General features: G+C 70.0%; 17 protein-coding genes. 7 read left to right on the top strand and 10 right to left on the bottom strand.

What is annotated here, in order from left to right:
* Positions 1-17: 17 nt before the first annotated feature.
* Positions 18-923: a LysR family transcriptional regulator gene (locus ABT009_RS03575; protein ID WP_351289087.1), complete on the bottom strand. Its 906-nt coding sequence runs from the start codon at positions 921-923 to the stop codon at positions 18-20.
* 136 nt (positions 924-1,059) lie between these two features.
* Here ABT009_RS03575 and ABT009_RS03570 point away from each other — a divergent pair, with 136 nt between their 5' ends.
* On the top strand, positions 1,060-1,299 hold the full coding sequence (locus ABT009_RS03570; protein ID WP_351289085.1) for a hypothetical protein: 240 nt from the start codon (positions 1,060-1,062) through the stop codon (positions 1,297-1,299).
* A gap of 131 nt (positions 1,300-1,430) precedes the next feature.
* The gene (locus tag ABT009_RS03565; protein WP_351289083.1) at positions 1,431-2,567 is read left to right on the top strand and encodes a hypothetical protein; all 1,137 of its coding nucleotides are present in this window, start codon (positions 1,431-1,433) and stop codon (positions 2,565-2,567) included.
* Between the two features lie 46 nt (positions 2,568-2,613).
* Here the strand turns inward: ABT009_RS03565 and ABT009_RS03560 are convergent, their stop codons facing one another.
* Entirely contained in the window at positions 2,614-3,033 is a 420-nt protein-coding gene (locus tag ABT009_RS03560) for a TOBE domain-containing protein (protein ID WP_351289081.1), read from the bottom strand.
* Between the two features lie 441 nt (positions 3,034-3,474).
* Here ABT009_RS03560 and ABT009_RS03555 point away from each other — a divergent pair, with 441 nt between their 5' ends.
* Positions 3,475-4,899, top strand: a complete 1,425-nt coding sequence (locus tag ABT009_RS03555; RefSeq protein ID WP_351289079.1) for a PP2C family protein-serine/threonine phosphatase — start codon at positions 3,475-3,477, stop codon at positions 4,897-4,899.
* 164 nt (positions 4,900-5,063) lie between these two features.
* Here ABT009_RS03555 and ABT009_RS03550 read toward each other — a convergent pair whose 3' ends face one another.
* Positions 5,064-6,563: a DNA-binding protein NsdB gene (locus ABT009_RS03550; RefSeq protein WP_351289077.1), complete on the bottom strand. Its 1,500-nt coding sequence runs from the start codon at positions 6,561-6,563 to the stop codon at positions 5,064-5,066.
* A 236-nt stretch (positions 6,564-6,799) separates the two neighbouring features.
* On the opposite strand from ABT009_RS03550, the gene ABT009_RS03545 reads away from it, so the two are divergent.
* Together ABT009_RS03545 and ABT009_RS03540 are read left to right on the top strand one after the other, a co-directional pair.
* Complete coding sequence (locus tag ABT009_RS03545) at positions 6,800-7,972, top strand: aminoglycoside phosphotransferase family protein (protein WP_351289075.1); 1,173 nt, start codon at positions 6,800-6,802, stop codon at positions 7,970-7,972.
* A gap of 416 nt (positions 7,973-8,388) precedes the next feature.
* Positions 8,389-10,377, top strand: coding sequence for an N-acetylmuramoyl-L-alanine amidase (locus ABT009_RS03540; protein WP_351289073.1), 1,989 nt, complete (start codon positions 8,389-8,391; stop codon positions 10,375-10,377).
* A gap of 171 nt (positions 10,378-10,548) precedes the next feature.
* Here the strand turns inward: ABT009_RS03540 and ABT009_RS03535 are convergent, their stop codons facing one another.
* Entirely contained in the window at positions 10,549-11,049 is a 501-nt protein-coding gene (locus ABT009_RS03535; RefSeq protein WP_351289071.1) for a hypothetical protein, read from the bottom strand.
* 156 nt (positions 11,050-11,205) lie between these two features.
* On the opposite strand from ABT009_RS03535, the gene ABT009_RS03530 reads away from it, so the two are divergent.
* Entirely contained in the window at positions 11,206-11,955 is a 750-nt protein-coding gene (locus ABT009_RS03530) for a leucine-rich repeat domain-containing protein (protein WP_351289069.1), read from the top strand.
* A 95-nt stretch (positions 11,956-12,050) separates the two neighbouring features.
* Here the strand turns inward: ABT009_RS03530 and ABT009_RS03525 are convergent, their stop codons facing one another.
* The 6 genes from ABT009_RS03525 to ABT009_RS03500 all read right to left on the bottom strand — a co-directional run bounded on the left by ABT009_RS03525 (position 12,051) and on the right by ABT009_RS03500 (position 17,572).
* Positions 12,051-12,965, bottom strand: coding sequence for a universal stress protein (locus tag ABT009_RS03525; RefSeq protein WP_351289067.1), 915 nt, complete (start codon positions 12,963-12,965; stop codon positions 12,051-12,053).
* 229 nt (positions 12,966-13,194) lie between these two features.
* Positions 13,195-13,440 carry a DUF397 domain-containing protein gene (locus ABT009_RS03520; RefSeq protein ID WP_351289065.1) on the bottom strand — a complete coding sequence of 82 codons (246 nt, stop codon included), beginning with the start codon at positions 13,438-13,440 and terminating at the stop codon, positions 13,195-13,197.
* Between the two features lie 105 nt (positions 13,441-13,545).
* Positions 13,546-14,727, bottom strand: coding sequence for a thiolase family protein (locus ABT009_RS03515; protein ID WP_351289063.1), 1,182 nt, complete (start codon positions 14,725-14,727; stop codon positions 13,546-13,548).
* On the bottom strand, positions 14,724-15,788 hold the full coding sequence (locus ABT009_RS03510) for a thiolase family protein (protein WP_351289061.1): 1,065 nt from the start codon (positions 15,786-15,788) through the stop codon (positions 14,724-14,726). The genes ABT009_RS03515 and ABT009_RS03510 overlap by 4 nt, the downstream gene beginning before the upstream one ends.
* On the bottom strand, positions 15,789-16,730 hold the full coding sequence (locus ABT009_RS03505; protein WP_351289059.1) for a Zn-ribbon domain-containing OB-fold protein: 942 nt from the start codon (positions 16,728-16,730) through the stop codon (positions 15,789-15,791). It abuts the gene before it with no gap.
* A 41-nt stretch (positions 16,731-16,771) separates the two neighbouring features.
* A complete protein-coding gene (locus ABT009_RS03500) occupies positions 16,772-17,572 on the bottom strand; it encodes a crotonase/enoyl-CoA hydratase family protein (protein ID WP_351289057.1) in 801 nt (266 codons plus the stop codon).
* A gap of 226 nt (positions 17,573-17,798) precedes the next feature.
* Between ABT009_RS03500 and ABT009_RS03495 the strand changes: the two genes are divergently transcribed.
* Positions 17,799-19,460, top strand: a complete 1,662-nt coding sequence (locus ABT009_RS03495; RefSeq protein ID WP_351289055.1) for an acyl-CoA synthetase — start codon at positions 17,799-17,801, stop codon at positions 19,458-19,460.
* Positions 19,461-19,658 lie beyond the last annotated feature (198 nt).

The raw sequence follows: 19,658 nt of genomic DNA, 5'->3' as shown, positions 1-19,658 counted from the left end.
GTCCCTTTCTTGCTCTGTCAGGCCACGGCGGTGGGCGCATGCGCGCGCAGCTCCTCCAGGGCAGCCGCGACGGCAGGGCGCTGCCGCGCCCCGTTGCGCGTGCACGTGAGGAGTTTCCGGTGCGGCGTGCTCGCGCAGGCCACGCGGGTGACGGGCAGATGCGGCGGAATGAGGGCCAGGCGGGGGACGAGGGCCACGCCGAGGCCATGGGCGACCATATGGGCGGTGGCGTTCCACTCCTCGGCCCGGTGGACGACGTTCGGCGTGAACCCCGCGGCGCTGCAGGCGGCAACGACGTGCGGCCAGCACGGGCAGGTGGGCAGCGGCACGACCCAGGCCTCTGCCACGCATTCGGCGAGCCGGACGCGGTCGCGAGCGGCGAAGGGGTGGTTGTCGGGGACGACGAGGTCGAACGGGTCGTCCATCAGCGGTTGCTGGTCGAAGCGTCCGTCGCTGCGCGGTGGATTCTCGGGTGTGGCCTCGATGATCGCGAGATCGACCTCCCCTTCGAACAACAGGTTGAAGCTCTCGGGGACCTCGGCCTCCTGGATGCGTACGGTCAGCCGCGGATGACGCGCACTCAGCGTGGCCGCGAGCGGAGCCAGCAGGTTGGAGATGGCCACAGCAAACCCGCTCAGACGCAGCAGTCCGGCAGGTTGGTCGTCACCGTCGCGCAGTTCGTGCTCGGCCTGCTCCCAGCGTGCCTCGATGGCGTCGGCGTGCGCGAGCAGGCTGCGCGCGGCGGGCGTGAGCCGTACTCCTCGGCCCTGCGGCTCGAGGAGTACGACGTCCAGTTCGCGGGCGAGCTGGCGTATCTGCTGGGAGGCGGCGGACGGTGTGAAGTGCAGGGCCTGTGCGGCGGCGGTGACCGTGCCGTAGTGGTCGACCGCGCGCAGCACGTGCAGACGGCGCAAGTCAATCATGTAGTCCACGCTTCAAGGTCCGCTCCAGAAAGTCAACCTGGACGAACAGGAAGGGAGTGACCAGGCTTGTCGTAGCGGGGATCCGAAGCACCCGCCGATCCGAGGCATCAATCGATACGACGAAGGAGAAAAGGCCATGACGAACCACTGCCCGCACTGCGGGTGGCCGGACGCCCAGCCGTACGAGGTGCTGTCCCGGCACGCGACCGCCCAGGGACAGACGGTGTGGACGCGTTGCGCCTGCGGCTCCCTGCAGGTACGCGTCGTGCGTCACTCGGACCGCGCGGAGGACACCGACGTACGGATCGTGTCACGCGGCCGTCCGGCAATGGACCGCCCGGTATGCGCACCGCCCCAGGAGCCCTGCGGGCTGTGAACCGCAGGCCGGCACCCCGACACGTCAGCGGCCACCGGGAACCGCCCGCGCCAGGCCATCGTGGTACGTGCGGAAGCGGTACCGGAGCCGAAGCACCGGTACGGGGAAGCGGTAGGGAAGGGGAGCTCACCGTGGCGGACACCACCGTGCGGATCGACGGAGACAGGCTTCTGTTGCCGGGAGGCGTGAAGGTCCGGTTCGTGCGGACGCTGCGGCTGCCGGAGACAGGCACGCATCCACTGCCGCCGGGGCTGGGCAGTTTCCCGATCCGCAGGGTCGAGGACTACGCCGACACGGTGCCTCCGCAGTGGCGTCGGCGCGGCGGAGTGATGCTGCCGGTCTACCTGCGGGAGGCCATGTGGCTCAGCTTCTCCGGCACCGTCGAGCCCGCCGCGCTGCAGGTCGGGGTGGGCAAGGTGTGCGCCGTGTCCGGCAAGCCGTGGAGCGACCGGCTGACACGGGATCCGCAGAACTATGTGGTGCTCCCACGCCAGCCGTGGCTCGACGGCATCAACTCCGGGAAAGGCACCGTACGCCAGTTCGTGGAAGTGCCGTTGGGCCTGGGCGCCACGGTGGAGGGACAGGTCACCGGCGAGGAGACATGGGGTGGGGTGCAGCTGCAGTCCTTCCCCCTGAAGGAGCCCGCACTGGCGGCATGGCGGGAGGAGCAGCGCAGGCTCGCCGAACTCGCGGCCATGCGGCCGCCGGGCTTCCAGAACGCGATGGGGGCGGCTCCCGGTGGGTTCGAGGCAATGGCCCCCGGAGGGTACGGCGCGCCTGTGCCCATGGCTGCAGGGGGGCCGGCCACGCCGGGTGCCGTCCCTCCTCCCCCGGCTGCGCCTCCGGGTTCCATGCCGCCTGCTCCCGGTGCCGCGCCGCGGTCCGCGGTCGCGATGGGGCTCGGGGCGGGCGGCACCATGCGGCAGCAGGTCTACCGGGACGACCGGCCCGCCGGCGACTGGGCGCAGGAGCCGGCCGCACGTGTGTTCGTCCACCTGATGACGCCTCCCGAGTGGCGGCGCGTCACCGGCGAGGAGCCACCGCCGTCGCCCGTCGACCGGGCCGCGTACACGAGGGCTGGACTGCCCTGGTTCGACTACTACGACGAGGACGGCGCGGACCTTGCGCCCACCGACACCCTCGGCGAGGTCAAGCCGGTCGGGGACTGGCTGGGCGCCGACCATGAACCCTGGCAGGAGCCCTCGCCGGGCCAGGTGAAGCCGCTGGGCGACGCGCCCGGCAGTCCTGTCGCGGACGGTGAGTGGTGAGGCTTCGTCACTGACCCAGGAGGCCAGAAGGCCCGTACCCTCGAGATCAGGCGGCAGCCAGTGCGATCTCGGTCGACTTGATCAGCGCGACGACGGCGGAGCCGCTGGTCAGGCCGAGTTCGTCGACGGCCTCTCGGGTGATGGCCGCGGTGAGCTCACCGCCCTCGACGCTCACTCTGACGCAGGCCATGGCGCCACCGACACGGACGGCGGCCACCGTGCCCGGGAGCTGGTTGCGGATGCTGATCCCTGTGACCGGTCCCGTCGCGAGCGCGACCTCTGTCGACTTGAAGAGCGCGCGGACCGAGGAGCCCTCGACGAGACCGAGTTCACCGACCGCCTCCTGGGTGATGGCGGCGGTGATGTGCCGGCCGCCGGCGAGGCCGACCCTCACGGTGGCCATGGCCGCCCCGGAGGTGATGGAGACGACGGTGCCGGGGATCTGGTTGCGAATGCTCAAGGTCACGGCTGCTGGCCTCGTCTGACGCTCGGAAGCGGGCGGGCGAAGGGATCTTCTCTCGTCCACTCTTGCGCGGGCACTGTACGCACACTCCCTGCCGGGGTGCGAGGACGGAGACGCAAGGTCTCAAGCGTGTCGCGGGACGGCTGTATCGCGCTCGCGGACAGGCAGTCGGCACGCGGCTGACAGACACCTGCACCCCGCACCGCCCGCGGCGTCCCAGGGCGCCCACTCACCGGGTCACTGCTGCTGCATGACCGACGCCCAACTCCTTTTTCTCATAGGCCTGTTCAGCAGAAGGCTGTCAACCAGGGACTTTGACATATGCCAGAAGCATCACCGAATCGTGTGTTGCCAAATCCCTTACATGAGGTACCAGGCTGTGCGACAGTCATAACCGGTCCTTCTTCCAGCGTTTGGTCGTACCGTCCTGCATCGGAGTACGTCATGCCGTCCCATGTCTCTGCGGACCGCTCAGCCACCCAGCCGCCCCAGCGCGGCCCGGTCGACGCGTTGATCTCGCAGACCCGTAGGCTCCTCGGCGATGTCGACGCCGTACGGCGCGAGGGGCTGGTGGACGACAGCGACCCCGAAGGCCGCTGGCAGCGGGCGCTGTGCGACCTGGCGGTGCATCAGCTCAACGATCTGGACGAGCACCTCGCACAGCTGCGGGACGGCCCTGAGCCGGCGGTCCCCGAGACGGCACCGCCCTCCCCCCGGACCGCGCCCGGCGATCCCCGTCACGAATCGCTGCTGAGCCGGGTGGGCAGCGCGGAGTGGAATCTGCTGACGGACGAGGCGACTTGGTCCGGGGAGTTGTACCAGATCCTCGGCCGCGACCCCGCCGCTCCCCCGCTCACGCTCGACGAGCTCCCGGCGCTGGTGCACGAGGACGACCAGGCCGGACTGACCGCGATGGTGACGGACTGCCTCATCGACGGGAAGCCCATCGACGGGGAGTTCCGCATCGTGCGCCCCGACGGGGGTCTGCGGACCGTGCACATGATGGGCGAGCCAGTGCTCGACTCCGACGGCACCACCGCCTCCATGTGGGCGGTCCTGCGTGACGTCAGCGAGCTGCGCCGCAGCCAACGGGCGGTGAGCGAGACCCGTGACTCGCTGCAACGCCAGCGGCACATCGCGCAGACCGAGCACCGGCTTGCGGTCGAACTGCAGGAAGCCGTGCTGCCGCCGTGGCGCGGCGCCCTGCGGTTCCCGCACGGCGGCCCCGAAACCCTGGACCTCGCCGCGCACTATCTGCCCTCGTCCGAGAGCGCACTGATCGGCGGCGACTGGTTCGACGCACTGGAACTGTCCGACGGCCAGTCGCTGTTAAGCGTCGGCGATCTCACCGGACAGGGCGTCACCGTCACCTCCGGCATGGCAATGCTCCTGGGCGCCCTCCGCGGCATGGCGGTAGCCGGAGCGGAGCCGGGCCAGCTGATGGGTTTGCTCAACCAGCTGCTGGATGCCTCCGTCCAGCCCACTCTCGCCAGCGCCGTCTGCTGCCGCTACACGCCCGGGACCCGCACCCTCGTATGGGCCCAAGCAGGCCATCCCGCCCCGCTGCTGTTCCGCAGCGGAACGGGATGTGTGTTGGCGCCCCCGCCCGGTGTGCTGTTGGGAGCCACCTCCGGCGCGACGTACGAGCAGGCCGAAGAGACCCTCGAGCCCGGCGATCTGCTCCTGCTGCACACCGACGGGCTGGTCCCGCGGCACACCGGCGCCGCCGCCCAGCACAGACTGCTCGCACTCGCACCGCGCTTCGCCGAGGCCCGCACCGCCCAGGACTGTGTGCGGACGGTGGTCGAGGAGTTCGGCGAGACCCAGCGCGAGGACGACGCCTGCGTACTGATCGCAAGGATCTACTGAGAGAGTCGTGCGCGCGGAGTCCGAGGGCGTCCAGCAACCTGAGTCCGGTTACCTGAGTCCCGTGACCGGCTGAACCCAAGGCCGCACTGGCCGTGGACTTGGTCGATCCCGTTTCCGTGGACTTCGTGCGTCCCGTCCCGAGGCTTGCTGCTCGGCTCTCTCCGTCAGGCCTGCGCCCTGCGTCCGCCTTTGGGTTTCAGAGTGCCCTTGGGCAGGGCGAGTTGGATCTCCTCGCGCAGGTCCTCGATCTTCGGATAGCCGGCGTAGTGAGCCGTGAGACGGTACATCTCGCGCAGCCGGTCCCAGGTGCGCTGGGAGGAGTTCGACCCCATCGACACCAGTGCCAGCCGTGCGTACCGGTCCGCCTGCTCAGGGTCGTCCGCGATGAAGCAGGCCGACGCCAGCGAGATGAAGTCGAAGATCTGCGACCGCTGCCGTCCGTTCGCCCGAAGGTCCAGGGCCTCCTTGGCGTGGCGCTGTGCCGTGCCGGCCGCGGCCGGATCGTGTTCGGCGAGGGTGCGGAAGGCGAGGGCCTGCATACCGTGCAGGTCCGCCTCGTCGAACATCTGCATCCAGCTCGGCGGCGGTACGTCGCCCTTGTCGGAGACGAAGAGTTCCTCCGCCTGGCCGAGGGTGCGCCGCATGGCCTGGCCGCGTCCCATCGACGCCTGAGCCCAGGCCTCGATGGTGTACAGCATGGCCTTGGTGCGCGGCAGGGTCTCCTGGCCCGAGCCGGACTTGGCGAGCTTCATCAGGTCGAGGGCGTCGTCGGGCCGGCCGAGGTGCACCATCTGACGGGCGGCGCGGGAGAGCGCCTCCCCGGCGCGCGGCCGGTCACCGCCCTCACGGGCCGCGTGGGCCGCGATGACGAAGTACTTCTGGGCGGTGGGTTCGAGGCCGACGTCGTGGGACATCCAGCCCGCGAGGACGGCGAGATTGGCGGCGACGCCCCACAGGCGGCGCTGCAGATGGTCGGGGTGTCGGTAGGCGAGCATGCCGCCCACTTCGTTGAGCTGGCCCACCACAGCCTTGCGCTGCAGCCCGCCGCCGCGGGCCGCGTCCCAGGCTCGGAACACCTCGACCGAGCGCTCCAGCTCCTCGATCTCCTGGGACCCGATGGGGGCGGCCTCATAGCGGTCGAAACCAGCGGGTTCGGCGTACAGGGGGTCGTTGAAGCCGGGAGAGTCGGCCGTGAGGGCCGGATCGGTGTGCAGCCAGTCGTGCATGGCGCTGCTGAGTGCGGATCCTGCGGCGAGCGCGGCACCCGCGCCCACCAAGCCGCGTCGGTTGAGCATGAGGTCCATTCCCGTGAATTCGGTGAGGACCTGAGCGGTCCGCTCGGGCGCCCACGGCACTCCGTCGGGATGCTCCACACTCCCGTCATCACGCCGTTTCCCCGTGCGCCCGTGCCTGACCAGACCGAGGTCCTCGATGGTCACGACACGGCCGAGTCGCTCCGTGAACAGCGCCGCCAGCACCCTCGGCACCGGATCGCGCGGGATCTCTCCCATGTCGATCCAACGCCGCACCCGCGAGGTGTCGGTGGCCAGCTGGGGGTGGCCCATGGCCGCCGCCTGCCGGTTCACCAGTCTCGCGAGCTCGCCCTTCGACCAGCCGGCGAGGCCGAACAGGTCCGAAAGACGGGTGTTGGGTTGTCCGCTCACGTCAAGCCCCCAGGTTCTCGGCTGAGTTGACAGTAGCCCGCTGTCAGTTGCTGGGCGACTATTCGCCACGCTTCGCCAGGGTGCGCCAGATGGTCTGCCACTGGGCATCCGGTGTCAGGTAGATGTGCGCCACCCCGACCCGGCGGCCCCAGGGACATTCCCCAGGGTGCACCGAGGCGGCCGGGGAAAGGGCGGCGTCAGCTATTCGCAGGCACACGAAGGGATCTGTTTCGCCCATGTACACAGCATCGTCCTCCGTGTCCGCACCCCCTCGGCCGCTGCGCAGCTACCCTCCTGCCCCGAGAACGCGGGAGATGCCTTCCCCGCAGGGCAGCGGCCCGTATCTCGACCCCGCACGCACAGGGGCCGGGACACTCGGTGCCGGCCGCACGCGGCGCGCACCGGGGTTCGGCACCCAACCGCTCAGCGGGAGACTCGACTTGTCCGGCCCTCAGGGCGCGCAGCTGCGCACGGCCATCGCGTCGGTGCACCGGATCTGCCCGGAGTTCAGCCCCGTGCAGGTACTGCGGCGCAGCGCACGCTCCGTGCTGCTCATCGGTACGACGGGGCGCAGCACCGCCGTCGCCAAGTGTTTAGTGGACCAGGCGCCGGCCTGGGTGGAGCGGATCCGCCATGAGATAGCGACATACCGCTCGTTCGTCCGGCACCGGCCGCCGGTACGGGTGCCCCGGCTGATCGCCGCGGATCCGGACAACTGCACGCTGGTGCTCGAGCGGATGCCAGGCCGGGTTGCGGCATTGCAGCGCCACCCCCTGGAGGCGCCCCCGCGCGCGGACATCCGCGCGGCGCTCGGTGCGATCTGCCGGCTGAATCAGTGGCAGCCGCCCGAGTCTACGTTCGGCAGGCCTCTCGACTACGGACGGCAGATCTCGCGATATCACGATCTGGGGCTGCTCACCGATCGGGACATGGGCGATCTGCAGAAGCTGCTGCACGCGGTCGCGAAGTCGGCGGGCAGGCAGGGACTCTGGCAGTTCTGCCACGGTGATGCACTGCTGTCGAACATCTTGCTGTCGCCCCCGGGTCCGGTGCTCGTCGACTGGGAGCATGCGGGCTGGTATCTGCCGGGTTACGACCTGGCGACCCTGTGGACGGTGCTCGGCGACGCACCGGTGGCGCGGCGGCAGATCAGTCAGCTGGCGCAGTCCGCCGGTCCGGCCTCACGCGACGCGTTCCTCATCAATCTGATGCTCATCCTGACGCGTGAGATCCGGACGTACGAGACGGCTGTGCAGCGTTCGATGCACGATGCGACCCCGGCGGCACCGGGTCCTGCCCACCCGGGTGCCGTACCGTCCGGCGAGGAACAGCGGCTGCTGCTCAGGCGGCTGCACGACGACTGCCAGATGGCCCGCCGGGCCGTGCGTGCGGCGGTCGGCACTCGCTGACGGGGACGGAGGTCCGCGGTACGCCCTTGGGGCGTACCGCGGACCTCCGTGTGTGTGCGGCACCGCGAGCGCGCACTGTGCCCGGCACGCCGGCGGCACGATTCCCCCTTGCGCCCTCGCGGTACGTGGACTCCCCCGTACAGGTGGACGTCTTCGCTTCGTTCATCGCTGCGCGAGGCGCCCTGCGGACGCGCCGTGCGGGCGGGCCGCCAGACGCCGTCTGCGCCGCTCATTGGTCCACTCCACTGACGCACCGCTGGCCGTGGCACCCTCCCTGCGAAAACCCCACCGACAGGCACTGACTTGGGAAAACCCATGCGATGGGGCGTGATTGACGGATCGTCGGAGAGCCGATACCACTGACGCACGTCCGGCCCCGCACGCACCAGAACGCTCGACCGTCCCGGGAGGCTGCATTGCGAGGATCCGCCCCTGTCCGCACCCTGGCCGCACACAGAGGTGCGCGTCGCACGGCGGGAGCCGTCGCGTCAGTGGCCCTGTTACTGCCCCTGCTGGGTGCCGCACCGTCCGGCACAGCCGAACAGGCCTCCGATGCGGGTCTGCAGAACGCCTTCGCCGCGGCAGCCGCCGAGTACCACGTGCCGCAGAGCGTGCTGCTCGGGGTCTCGTATCTGCAGTCGCGCTGGGACACCCACGGCGCGTCTCCCAGTGTGGCCGGCGGCTACGGTCCCATGCACCTCACGGACGCCCGCACCGCGCTCGCCGAGGCCACCCAGCACCACAGCGAGGGCGGCGAGGACGCTCGCGGCGACTCCTCACGTCCCGCCCGGGCCCCGGAGGCGTCCGCGGAGGCTGTCCCGGAGAACTCCCAACTCCCCGCGCGTCTCAAGACGTTGTCCAAGGCAGCCGAGCTCACCGGGCTCTCCGCCGAGGAGTTGCGCTCGGATGCGGCCGCTAACGTACGGGGCGGCGCTGCGCTGCTCGCCGCCGCGCAGAAGCAGCTGGACCAGCCGCTCAGTGATGACGCGACCGATTGGTACGGGGCGGTGGCCCGCTTCTCCGGCGCGGACGACAGCGCGACCGCGGCGACGTACGCCAACGACGTGTTCGCCGTGATCCAGGACGGCGAACAGCGCACCAACGACGAGGGCCAGCGCGTCGAACTCGCGCCCTCCCCCGGGCTGCGGACGGACGCGGCCCAGATCGAGCGGATGGGCCTGCGCAAGGCGGACGAGGGCGACACGGAGTGTCCGGAGACCGTGGCGTGCGAGTGGATCCCGGCGCCCTACGAGGAGTTCGGCGACGGCGACTACGGCAACCACGACCTGTCCGACCGGCCCGCGTCCCAGAGCATCGACTACATCGTCATCCACGACACCGAGGGCAGCTGGGCCACCACCCTGAAGCTGGTGCAGGACCCGACCTATGTGTCGTGGAACTACACGCTGCGGTCGACTGATGGGCACATCGCCCAGCACGTGAAGGCCAAGGACGTCGCCTGGCACGCGGGCAACTGGTTCGTCAACGCCAAGTCGATCGGCCTGGAGCACGAGGGCTTCCTCGCCGATCCCGACGCCTGGTACACGGAGGCGATGTACCGCACGTCGGCGCGGCTGGTGAAGTACCTGGCCAAGAAGTACGACATCCCGCTGGACCGGCAGCACATCCTCGGGCACGACACCGTCCCCGGGCCGACCACGTCCAACATCCGGTCGATGCACACCGACCCGGGCCCGTACTGGGACTGGCAGCACTACTTCACGCTCATGGGGAAGCCGTTCCACGCCACGGCGAGCGCGAACGGCGGGCTCGTGACCGTACTGCCGGAATTCACCGAGAACCAGCCGGAGTTCACGGGCTGCACCGCAAAGGGCGAGCCCTGCGCGGCGCACGGGTCCAGTGCCGTGCGGCTGCACACCCAGCCCAGCGAGGACGCTCCGCTGATCAAGGACATCGGCCTGCGGCCGGGCGGTGAGGACTCCACGATCGACGTGAACGACATGGCGTCGCGTGTCTCCACCGGGCAGCAGTACGCCGTCGCCGGCCGGGAGGGCGACTGGACGGCGATCTGGTACCTGGGGCAGAAGGCCTGGTTCAGGAACTCGAAGCAGCAGCCGACCGCCGTCAACGCGGCGGGGCTGGTGGTGACGCCGAAGGCCGGTGCGGTGGACGTTCCCGTGTACGGGCGGGCGTACCCGGAGAAGGAGGCGTACCCGACGGGCGTGCCCGCTCAGGCGGTCTCACCGCTGCCGTACAAGCTGCTCGCCGGGCAGAGGTACGTGGTGGGTGACAAGGTGCCTGGCGAGTACTACTACTCGACGACCTTCGACACGGCGGCGCACAAGGTCGTGCGGGGCGCGGACGAGTACTACGAGATCCAGTTCGGGCACCGGGTGGCGTTCGTGCGGGCGGCCGACGTGGATGTGGTGCCGTCGGGGTCGTAGGGCTGTTGTCCGCTGCGCACAACAGATGGGGCCGGGTCTGCCCTGGGGCGGACCCGGCCCGTTCGTACATCCGGTGGTTCGGGCAGATCACGAAGCGATCCGCGCCGGCCGGGGACGCAGCGCCGTGCGAGTTCTCATCAGCGCTGATCAGCGCTGTGGTGGAGCTGGAAGTCAGCCCTGCTGGAACAGCTCGGCCGGCAGGGGCTTGAGCAGCGCGTACAGATCCTCGGTGATCGGCCGGTCCCAGGCGGCGATGGTCACGAGCACACCGTCGCTGCGGTCGAACTGCACGCAGGAGATGCGGCTCTCGGAGAGCTTCAGGCGACGGACGATCAAGAGGTTGTCGCCCTGCATCACCGGCATGTCCTCGGTGTCGAGGACGGTGACCTCTTCGTCGTTCTCCAGCGCCAGCAGCAGCTGCGCGACCTCGAACGGGATCTGCGCCTCGATGGTCTCGCGGGCCGGCGAGCCCTCGGGCAGATTGCCGATGATCATCGCGGGGCCGCGACCACCGAACAGGTCGTAACGCAGGAACACTCCCTGGCAGCTGCCGTCCGGTGCGGGCAGCAGGCCCGCGCCGAGATTGCCCGGCCAGTCGCCCGGGTCCATGGCCAGGACGTCGAAGTCCGGGCCCGCGGGTGTGGCGGCGCTGCGGCGGCGGAGGAAGGACATGCGGCCATGGTACGTGGCCGCGGCGGCTTTGCGGCGGCGGGGGCGATCCGATCAGCGAGGCTCCGCCGTGGTGGGCGGTGGTCGCGTGACCTGCCTCTGCGAGGGTGGGGCTATTCGTGTACATGACCCATGAACGGCCGGAACGGAGCCATTGGTGTGACCGCGAATGATCACGAGGACGTGGCCGGTGAGAACGTTCTCAGCTACTGGCGGGCGGGGCTGAACGCCGTGCCCGAAAAGGTCTGGCTCCATCCTGATCTCACAGTCCTGCTGCTGCCTGACAACGCTCTCACCCAGATCCCTGCGCGCATCGGCATGCTCAAGGCGCTGCACACCCTGGACCTGGGGCACAACCAGCTCACCCATGTGCCGGACGCACTGGGCGACCTCGTCGGACTCGACCGGTTCCTTTATCTGCACGACAACGAACTCGTCTCGCTCCCGGAGTCCTTGGGTCGCCTGACCCGGCTGGGTTATCTGAACGTCGGCGAGAACGCTCTCACCGAGCTGCCCGAGTCGCTCGGCTCGATGACCGGTCTGGTGGAGCTGCGCGCCCAGCACAACCGGCTGACCAAGCTCCCGCCCTCCATCGGCCGCCTGTCGCAGCTGCGCGACCTGTGGCTGCGCGGCAACAGCCTCACGGGCCTCCCCGACTCCGTACGGCATCTTGAGCAGCTGCGGGAACTGGAGCTGCGCGAGAACGAGTTCACGGCCGTGCCGGAAACGCTGCGTGGGCTGCCTTGGCTGCGGCGGCTCGATCTGCGCAGCAACCGACTGCGCGAGCTGCCGGGCTGGATCGCCGAGCTACCCGCGCTGGAGAAGCTGGATCTGCGGTGGAACGACGTCCAGGTCCCGCGCGATGTGCTGCGGGACCTCGAGAGAACGGGCTGCGTGGTGCTGCGCTGAGCGCCCGGCGCGGGCGAGTACACGGCCGGGCGGTCAGTCAGCGATCTGCCGCCCGGCCGTGCCGCCCGCTCCGTCGAGCAGCCCTCAGTCGTTCCTCAGTCCTCGTCCTCCGCTGCCGGCGGCACCACCGCCACCGGGCTCACCGCGTGCAGCAGCACCGCATGGGTGACCGAGCCGAGCATCCGGGCGGGCTGGAGCAGCCGCCTGCGGTGGCGGCCCACCACCACCAGGTCCGCGCCCTGGGACGCGGCGACGACATGGCCTGCCGCGTCACCGCCCAGCACGGACACGTCCACGCGCAGGTCCGGGTGTTCCTTGCGGTGGGTGGCGAGGATGCCGTCCAGAACGCGGTTCGTGTCGGCTTCGACCGCATCCTTGTCGACGACGGCCAGCGCCGCGAAGTCGGTGGGCACCGACCATGCGTAGAAGGGCCAGGGGTAGGCGGAGACCACCTCGAGGCGGGCGCCGCGGCGGGCGGCCGCGGCGAACGCGAACGCCAGGGCCTCGTGGTCGGGCGACTCCGCCGAGACAGCGACCACGACGCGCGGGCCGGGCTCGGCCGGGCCGTTCCCGTGCACCTCGCGTCCGGGGCGCGGTACCACCACGACAGGGCAGACGGCGTCACGTGCGGTGGCGATTCCGTTCGAGCCGAGCAGCAGGCTGGCGAATCCGCCCCGGCCGCGCGAGCCCATGACGATCAGCTGGGCGTCGGAACTGAGCTCCGGCAGTATGACGGAAGGCGCACCGTCCAGCGTCAGGTACTCGACAGGAGGAAGAGCGTCACGGTCGGCGAGCGAGGCGCGGACCTGGTCCACGACCTGATCGCCCTCCGGAACCGGGGGTGGGGCCATCACCACCGTGGCGCCGGGCTGTGTCCACTCGGTGTACTGCCGCACGTGCACGACCCGTAGCGGCGCGTCCCGCAGCCGTGCTTCTGCAAGGCCCCACTCCAGGGCTCGCAGGCTGTCTTCCGATCCGTCGACTGCCGCGATGACCGGCAGGGTGCTCATGGTTCCTCGTCTCCGGCGCTGTGCCACGATCGACCTGTTCCTCGGGCCAGACTCGCTCAGGCGAGTACCCGAGAAAAGGGTCAAAGGTCACACGTCCGGAAGAATCGATGCCCCATGGCGCCCTGCCGTGATCGGCGCCTCCCGGGCGAGAGCGTTTTCAAGGAACCGGCGATTCCGGCAACCCGCTCCAAGCTCCTGTCTCCGGGAAGCAGCGCTCACCGATCGACGCTCAGGTGAGGTCGAACTCCCCTTCGCGTGCCCCCAGCACGAATGCCCCCCACTCGGCCGGACTGAAGATCAGGGACGGGCTCTCCGGGCGGCCGCTGTTGCGCATCGCGATGAAGCCCTCCACGAAAGCGATCTCGACGTCCCCCATCCCTCGGCTGCTGGAGCGCCACTCGGCGCCGCTCAGGTCCAGCTGCTCCGGCTTCTCCCAGCCCGCACGCGGATGCTGCGTGATGGTGCTCTCGGCCACGTCCCTGCTCCTCCCGGTTCGTCGTCCGCGGCCAGACTAGCGAGCGGTTCGCACGCCGGACAGGCCACCGGCGGGGACGCGGCCGCGTCCGGCCCTCCAGTCCGCTCAGACGGTCGGTGGCTCTGCTCCGACCAGCCACATGGAGAAGAACTGGGAGCCGCCTCCGTAGGCGTGTCCGAGGACCCTGCGGGCGCCGTCGACCTGGTGCTCCCCCGCCTGTCCGCGCACCTGGAGCGCGGCCTCGGCGAACCGGAGCATGCCGGAGGCGCCGATGGGGTTGGTGGACAGGACTCCCCCTGACATGTTCACCGGAAGATCGCCGTCCAGTTCCGTGACCCCGGACTCGGTGAGCTTCCAGCCCTCGCCCTCGTCGGCGAAGCCGAGGTTCTCCAGCCACATCGGCTCGTACCAGGAGAACGGCACGTACATCTCGACGGCGTCGATCTCCCGCCGCGGATCGGCGATGCCCGCCTGCCGGTACACGTCCGCCGCGCAGTCCGTGCCGGCCTGGGGCGAAACGAACTGCTTGCCGACGAAGAGCGTCGGTTCGCTGCGCATCGCCCCGCCCAGCATCCAGGCCGGTGGGCGCGGTGAACGGGCGGCGCCCGAGCGGTCGGTGAGGATCATGGCGCACGCGCCGTCGGACGAGGGGCAGGTCTCCGAGTAGCGGATCGGATCCCACAGCATCGGGGACGCCTGGACCTTCTCCAGAGTGATGTCGTGCTCGTGGAGATGTGCGTAGGGGTTCTTGAGCGCGTTTCGCCGGTCCTTGTACGCAACGAGGGAGCCGACCGTGTCGGGCGCGCCGCTGCGTCGCATGTAGGCGCGCACGTGCGGGGCGAAGAAGCCGCCGGCGCCGGCGAGCAGCGGCTGCTGGAAGGGGATCGGCAGGGACAGGCCCCACATGGCGTTGGATTCGGACTGTTTTTCGAAGGCGAGGGTCAGGACCGTGCCGTGGACGCGGGCCGCGATCAGATTGGCGGCCACGAGCGCGGTGGAGCCGCCGACCGAGCCCGCCGTGTGCACCCGGAGCATGGGTTTCCCGACGGCGCCCAGCGCGTCGGCGAGATACAGCTCGGGCATCATGACGCCCTCGAAGAAGTCGGGAGCCTTGCCGATCACCACGGCATCGATGTCCGCCCAGCTCAGCTCGGCGTCTTCGAGAGCGCGCCCGGCGGCCTCGCGGACGAGTCCCGCGATGGACACGTCATGGCGCGCGGCGACGTGTTTGGTCTGGCCGATGCCGACGACGGCCACGGGCTCCTTCCCTGTCTTGCCTGTGCTCATCGCGGGTCTCCCTCCAGTACGGCGACCAGGTTCTGCTGCAGGCACGGTCCGGACGTTGCGTGACCGAGTGCGCGGTCCGATTCGCCGCGGTGGATGCGTGCGGCGGCCTCGCCGATCCGGATGAGACCCGCGGCCATCAGGGGGTTGGCTGAGAGCGCTCCACCGGACGGGTTGACGTTGACCGTGTCGTCGAGCCTGAGCGCCTTGCGCAGCACCACCTCCTGGGAGGAGAAGGGCGTGTGCAACTCCGCTGTGTCCACCGGGCGTTCGAAGGCCCCGGCCCGTTCCGCGGCCAGCCGCGTCGACGGCGAGTCCGTGAGATCACGTACGCCCAGGCTGTGCGCCTCGATGCGGTGGTCGATCCCGCGGATCCAGGCGGGCCGCTCGCACAGGTCGCGGGCCCGGTCGCCCGCGGCGAGGATCACGGCCGCCGCTCCGTCGCTCAACGGGGGACAGTCCCCGGTACGCAGGGGACTTACGACGTACTCGCCCTGGGGGCGCGCGCCGGGCACCTGGGCGTGCGGGTTGTCCGTGGCGGCCGCGCGGCTACGGGCGGCTACGCCCGCGAGAGCGCTCTCATCCGTGTCCCCGGCATCGATCAGTGCCCTCGCCTGCAGGGCGGCCAGCGCCACCGAGTCCGGCCACAGCGGCGCCACGTAGTACGGATCGAGCTGCCGGGTCAGCACGTCCCGCACAGACCCCGGCGACGACTTGCCGTATGCGTACACGAGTGCCGTGTCGGCCTCGCCGGTCAGCAGCTTGATCCATGCCTCGTACAGCGCCCAGGCGCCGTCCATCTCTACGTGCGACTCGGAGATGGGTGGCCAGGCTCCGACTCCGTCGAGCGCCATGGTGAAGGAGAAGGGGCGTCCGGCCAGGTAGTCGCTGGAGCCGGAGCAGGTGAACCCGATGTCGCTGGTCCTGAGGCCGGTGGTGCCCAGGACCTCGTGCAGCACCGGCATGAGCATCTCGACCTCGGAGAGCTCGTCGGTGGTGCGCAGGTGGTCCGTCTGCCCGAAGGCGACGACGGCGATCTCGCGCGCCGGTGATGTGCCTGGCATCTAGACCAGCTCCTTGTACGTCTCGTAGTCCGCGTCGGGTTCGCCGGTGGGCCGGTAGTGGTCCGGGTAGCGGCCGCCCTCGGTCCACACCGGCTCCACGCGCAGGCCCATCCGCACCTGGTCGTAGGGGATGCCGGCGATGCGTCCGTGCAGGGCGAGATCGGCGCCGTCGAGGGCGATGTGCGCGTAGACGTATGGCACCTCGATGTCGAGGTTCTTCGCCTTGATGTTGACGATGCAGTAGGTGGTGACGGTGCCTCGCGGACCGACCTCGACCTGTTCCGATGTGGCGACACCGCAAGTCGGGCATGCGCCCCGCGGCGGTATGTACACCTTGAGGCAGGACGGACAGCGCTCTCCGACCGTCTTCTGCTCCGCGAGGGCTTGGATGTAGCGGGACTGGGCGCGGCCCGGCGAATAGGTGTAGTCGAGGCGGGCGGGCGCGACGATGCCGGTCACCGGCTCGGCGAAGTCCCCGGCGTGGCCCGCGAGTTCGGGTGCCGCGCCGTCGTACGGCTCGAAGCAGGCGATGTCCGTGATGGCGCCGGATCGTTCGCCGGCCCAGCGGATGCGGACGCGCATGCCCGTGTGCACGGCTTCGGGTCCTGGTGCGTCGAGAGCGTGCAGGAGAGCGGTGTCAGCGCCGTCGAGTTTCACGAGGACCCAGGCGAACGGCCCCTCGAGGGGCTGGCCTCGGCGGGGCTCGTGGTTCCAGGCCCAAGTGGTGACGGTGCCGGTGGGGGCGACCTCGACGAGGTCGCGTATGTCCTCGGCGGTCACGGGGTCGTACTCGACGGGAGGCACCAGGGTCCTGCCGTCGGCGGTCTTGACGCCGAGCACGACGCGTTCGCGCAGCCCGGTGAGGAAAGCGCTCTGAACGGGACCGAGGGAGCGGGTGAACGGGAACTCGACGACGACGGGGGCCTTGAGGACTTCGGGCACGGGATCTCCTCGTGGGAGGGTCGGGGGTGCGTCGGCCTGGGTCAGGCGCGCCGGTAGACGGGCGGGCGTTTCTCGGCGAAGGCGCGGGCGCCTTCCTTGGCGTCGGCGGTGTCGAAGATCGGCCAGCCGCGTTCGAGTTCGGACTTCAGCCCGTCCGCTTCGGTCATCTCGGCGGTCTCGTAGACGGAGGCCTTGACCGCCTCGACGGCGAGCGGGCCGCAGGCGTTGATCTGCTCGGCGATGGCGAGAGCGCTCTCCAGCGCGGTGCCGTCGGGGACGACGTGCCCGATCAGCCCGATGCGCGCGGCCTCCTCGGCGGTGTACGGGCGCCCCGTGAGCAGCATCTCGAGAGCGTGCGTACGAGGGATCTGCCGCTGCAGACGTACCGTGGAGCCGCCGATGGGAAAGAGACCGCGCTTGACCTCGAAGAGCCCGAAGGTCGCGGACTCGCCCGCGACCCGGATGTCGGTGCCCTGGAGGATCTCGGTGCCGCCCGCGACGCAGTGTCCCTCGATGGCGGCGATGACCGGTTTGCGCGGGCGGTGGTGGCGCAGCATCGCCTTCCAGTGCAGATCCGGGTCGGCCTTGAGCCGGTCCCGGTACTGCTGGCCCTCCATCCCCTTGCCCGAGAGTGCTTTCAGGTCCATGCCCGCGCAGAACGCGCCGCCGGCGCCGGTGAGTACGACGGAGCGGACCGTGTCGTCCTCGTCGGCCTCGACCCATCCGTCGTACAGGCCGACCAGCATCGGCAGTGAGAGCGCGTTCTTGGCCTCCGGCCTGTTGAGCGTGAGCACCAGTGTGGCGCCTTCGCGCTGCACGGTGAGGTGTTCTGTCCCACCCATTGCGTCCTCCCGTCTTCAGACTGGAACAGGTTGCAGTAGGCGCCGGTCCAGTTCAATAGTTTTCTGACAGACAGTCAGATTTCTTGTGCGAGGGGCCTTCCCAGTTGTGGGTGCCTCTGCTCTGATGACCGCCGGGTCAGTTGGAACGGTCAGCTGAAACGGTCGCTGGAACGGTCAGTTGGAAGGTCTCGGTCACGGTCCTTTGACGCCGGGGTCAGGAGGAGCGGTGGAGTACAACCTTGCCGATCTGTTCGAATCGGTCGTCGATGTGGTGCCCGACCGCGAGGCGCTCGTGTACATCGACCACCCTGGCACGGGGGCGGAGCGCAGACTCACCTACGCCGAACTGGACTCGGCCGCCAATCACATCGCCCACCATCTGATCGACAGCGGCATCCGGCCGGGCGAGCACCTCGGGCTCCACCTCTACAACGGCATCGAGTACCTGCAGACGGTGCTCGCGTGCCTCAAAGCGCGGATCGTGCCGGTGAACGTCAACTACCGGTATGTGGAGGACGAGCTCGTCTACCTGTACCGGGACGCGGACCTGGTGGCCCTCGTCTTCGACGCGGAGTTCACCGGGCGGGTCGCGGCCGCGCTGCCGCACACCGAGAAGCTGCGGCACCTGCTGCGCGTCGGCGCCCCGCCGGAGGGCACACCCGACGTACCGGCGGTGCCCTTCGCGGAGGCCGAGGCGGCCGGCTCCCCCGAGCGCGGTTTCCCAGCCCGCTCCGCCGACGACCTCTTCATCATCTACACCGGCGGCACGACCGGTATGCCCAAGGGCGTGATGTGGCGCCAGGAGGACCTGTTCTTCTCCGGTCTCGGCGGCGGCGCACCGACCGGCGAGCCCGTGAAGAAGCCGGAGGAGCTGGCCGAACGCGTCGCGGCGGGCGGCGAGGGCATCACCTTCTTCCCCACTCCCCCGCTGATGCACGGCACCTCGACGCTGACCGCGTTCATCGGCTTCAACTTCGGTCAGCGCGTCGTGGTACACCGCAAGTTCGTGCCCGAGGAAGTGCTGCGTACCGTCGAGAAGGAGAAAGTCACCAGCATGGCGCTGGTGGGCGACGCGATGCTGCGGCCGCTGATCGACGCTCTCAACGGCCCGCTGAAGGGCACCGACTGCTCCTCCTTGTTCAGCGTGTCGTCCTCGGGCGCCGTCCTGTCGGAGACGGTGCGGGAGCAGTTCCTCGCGCTCGTCCCGAACGTGATGCTGCTGAACAACTTCGGGTCGTCCGAATCCGGTTTCAACGGCACGGCGACGGCCGACGCGGGGCCGGACACGGGCTTCCGGATCCGCGTCAACGCCCGTACGCAGGTGGTGGACCCCGTGACGTACGAGCCCGTGGCGCCCGGCGAGACGGGGCGCGTCGCACAGCGCGGCCACGTGCCCCTCGGCTACTACAACGACCCGCGGAAGACCGCCGAGACGTTCTTCCGCAAGGGCGACGAGCGGTGGGTGCTGCTCGGCGACATGGCGACGATCGACGACGACGGCATCGTCACCGTCCTCGGCCGGGGCTCGCAGTGCATCAACACTGGCGGCGAGAAGGTCTATCCGGACGAAGTCGAGGAAGCGCTCAAGGCCCATCCGGACGTGTACGACGCACTGGTGGCCGGCGTGCCGGACGCGACGTGGGGCCATCACGTGGCGGCCGTGGTCGAGCTGCGCGAGGGCGCGGCGCGGCCCTCCCTGGACGACATCCAGTCCCACTGCCGCACCCGTCTCGCGGGCTACAAGATCCCGCGCCAGTTGGTGCTCACTGACCACATCCAGCGCTCGCCGAGCGGCAAGGCGGACTATCGGTGGGCGAGGGCGGTGGCGCTGGCGGCGGACGGGTCGGCAGGGGCGAGCAGGGCAGACGGGTCGGCAGGGGGCGAGTAGGGCACACGGGTCGGCAGGGGGCGAGTACGGCAGACGGAGGCGAGCACCTGACCCGTGGGCTCGGCCGTCCGATCGGGGAGATCTTCGTGCCGTCGGGCCCTCGCCCGACGCCGCAAGGGCGCGCCTCATGCGCCATGCCTACGCTGTGGTAGGGACCGCCACGGAGGGTACTGAGCCCTCAGAGGGTGCTGGAGCGCC

The sequence above is a fragment of the Streptomyces sp. NPDC002896 genome (genome assembly GCF_040295225.1).
GTDB lineage: Bacteria > Actinomycetota > Actinomycetes > Streptomycetales > Streptomycetaceae > Streptomyces.
Note: the sequence above shows the minus strand (reverse complement) of the source record. Positions and strands in the feature narration are given on the sequence as shown.

Coding starts and splice junctions, on each gene's coding strand:
- ABT009_RS03575 (WP_351289087.1), bottom strand. CDS start 923: ATGATTGACTTGCGCCGTCTGCACGTGCTGCGCGCGGTCGACCACTAC.
- ABT009_RS03570 (WP_351289085.1), top strand. CDS start 1,060: ATGACGAACCACTGCCCGCACTGCGGGTGGCCGGACGCCCAGCCGTAC.
- ABT009_RS03555 (WP_351289079.1), top strand. CDS start 3,475: ATGCCGTCCCATGTCTCTGCGGACCGCTCAGCCACCCAGCCGCCCCAG.
- ABT009_RS03545 (WP_351289075.1), top strand. CDS start 6,800: ATGTACACAGCATCGTCCTCCGTGTCCGCACCCCCTCGGCCGCTGCGC.
- ABT009_RS03535 (WP_351289071.1), bottom strand. CDS start 11,049: ATGTCCTTCCTCCGCCGCCGCAGCGCCGCCACACCCGCGGGCCCGGAC.
- ABT009_RS03525 (WP_351289067.1), bottom strand. CDS start 12,965: ATGAGCACCCTGCCGGTCATCGCGGCAGTCGACGGATCGGAAGACAGC.
- ABT009_RS03515 (WP_351289063.1), bottom strand. CDS start 14,727: ATGAGCACAGGCAAGACAGGGAAGGAGCCCGTGGCCGTCGTCGGCATC.
- ABT009_RS03510 (WP_351289061.1), bottom strand. CDS start 15,788: ATGCCAGGCACATCACCGGCGCGCGAGATCGCCGTCGTCGCCTTCGGG.
- ABT009_RS03500 (WP_351289057.1), bottom strand. CDS start 17,572: ATGGGTGGGACAGAACACCTCACCGTGCAGCGCGAAGGCGCCACACTG.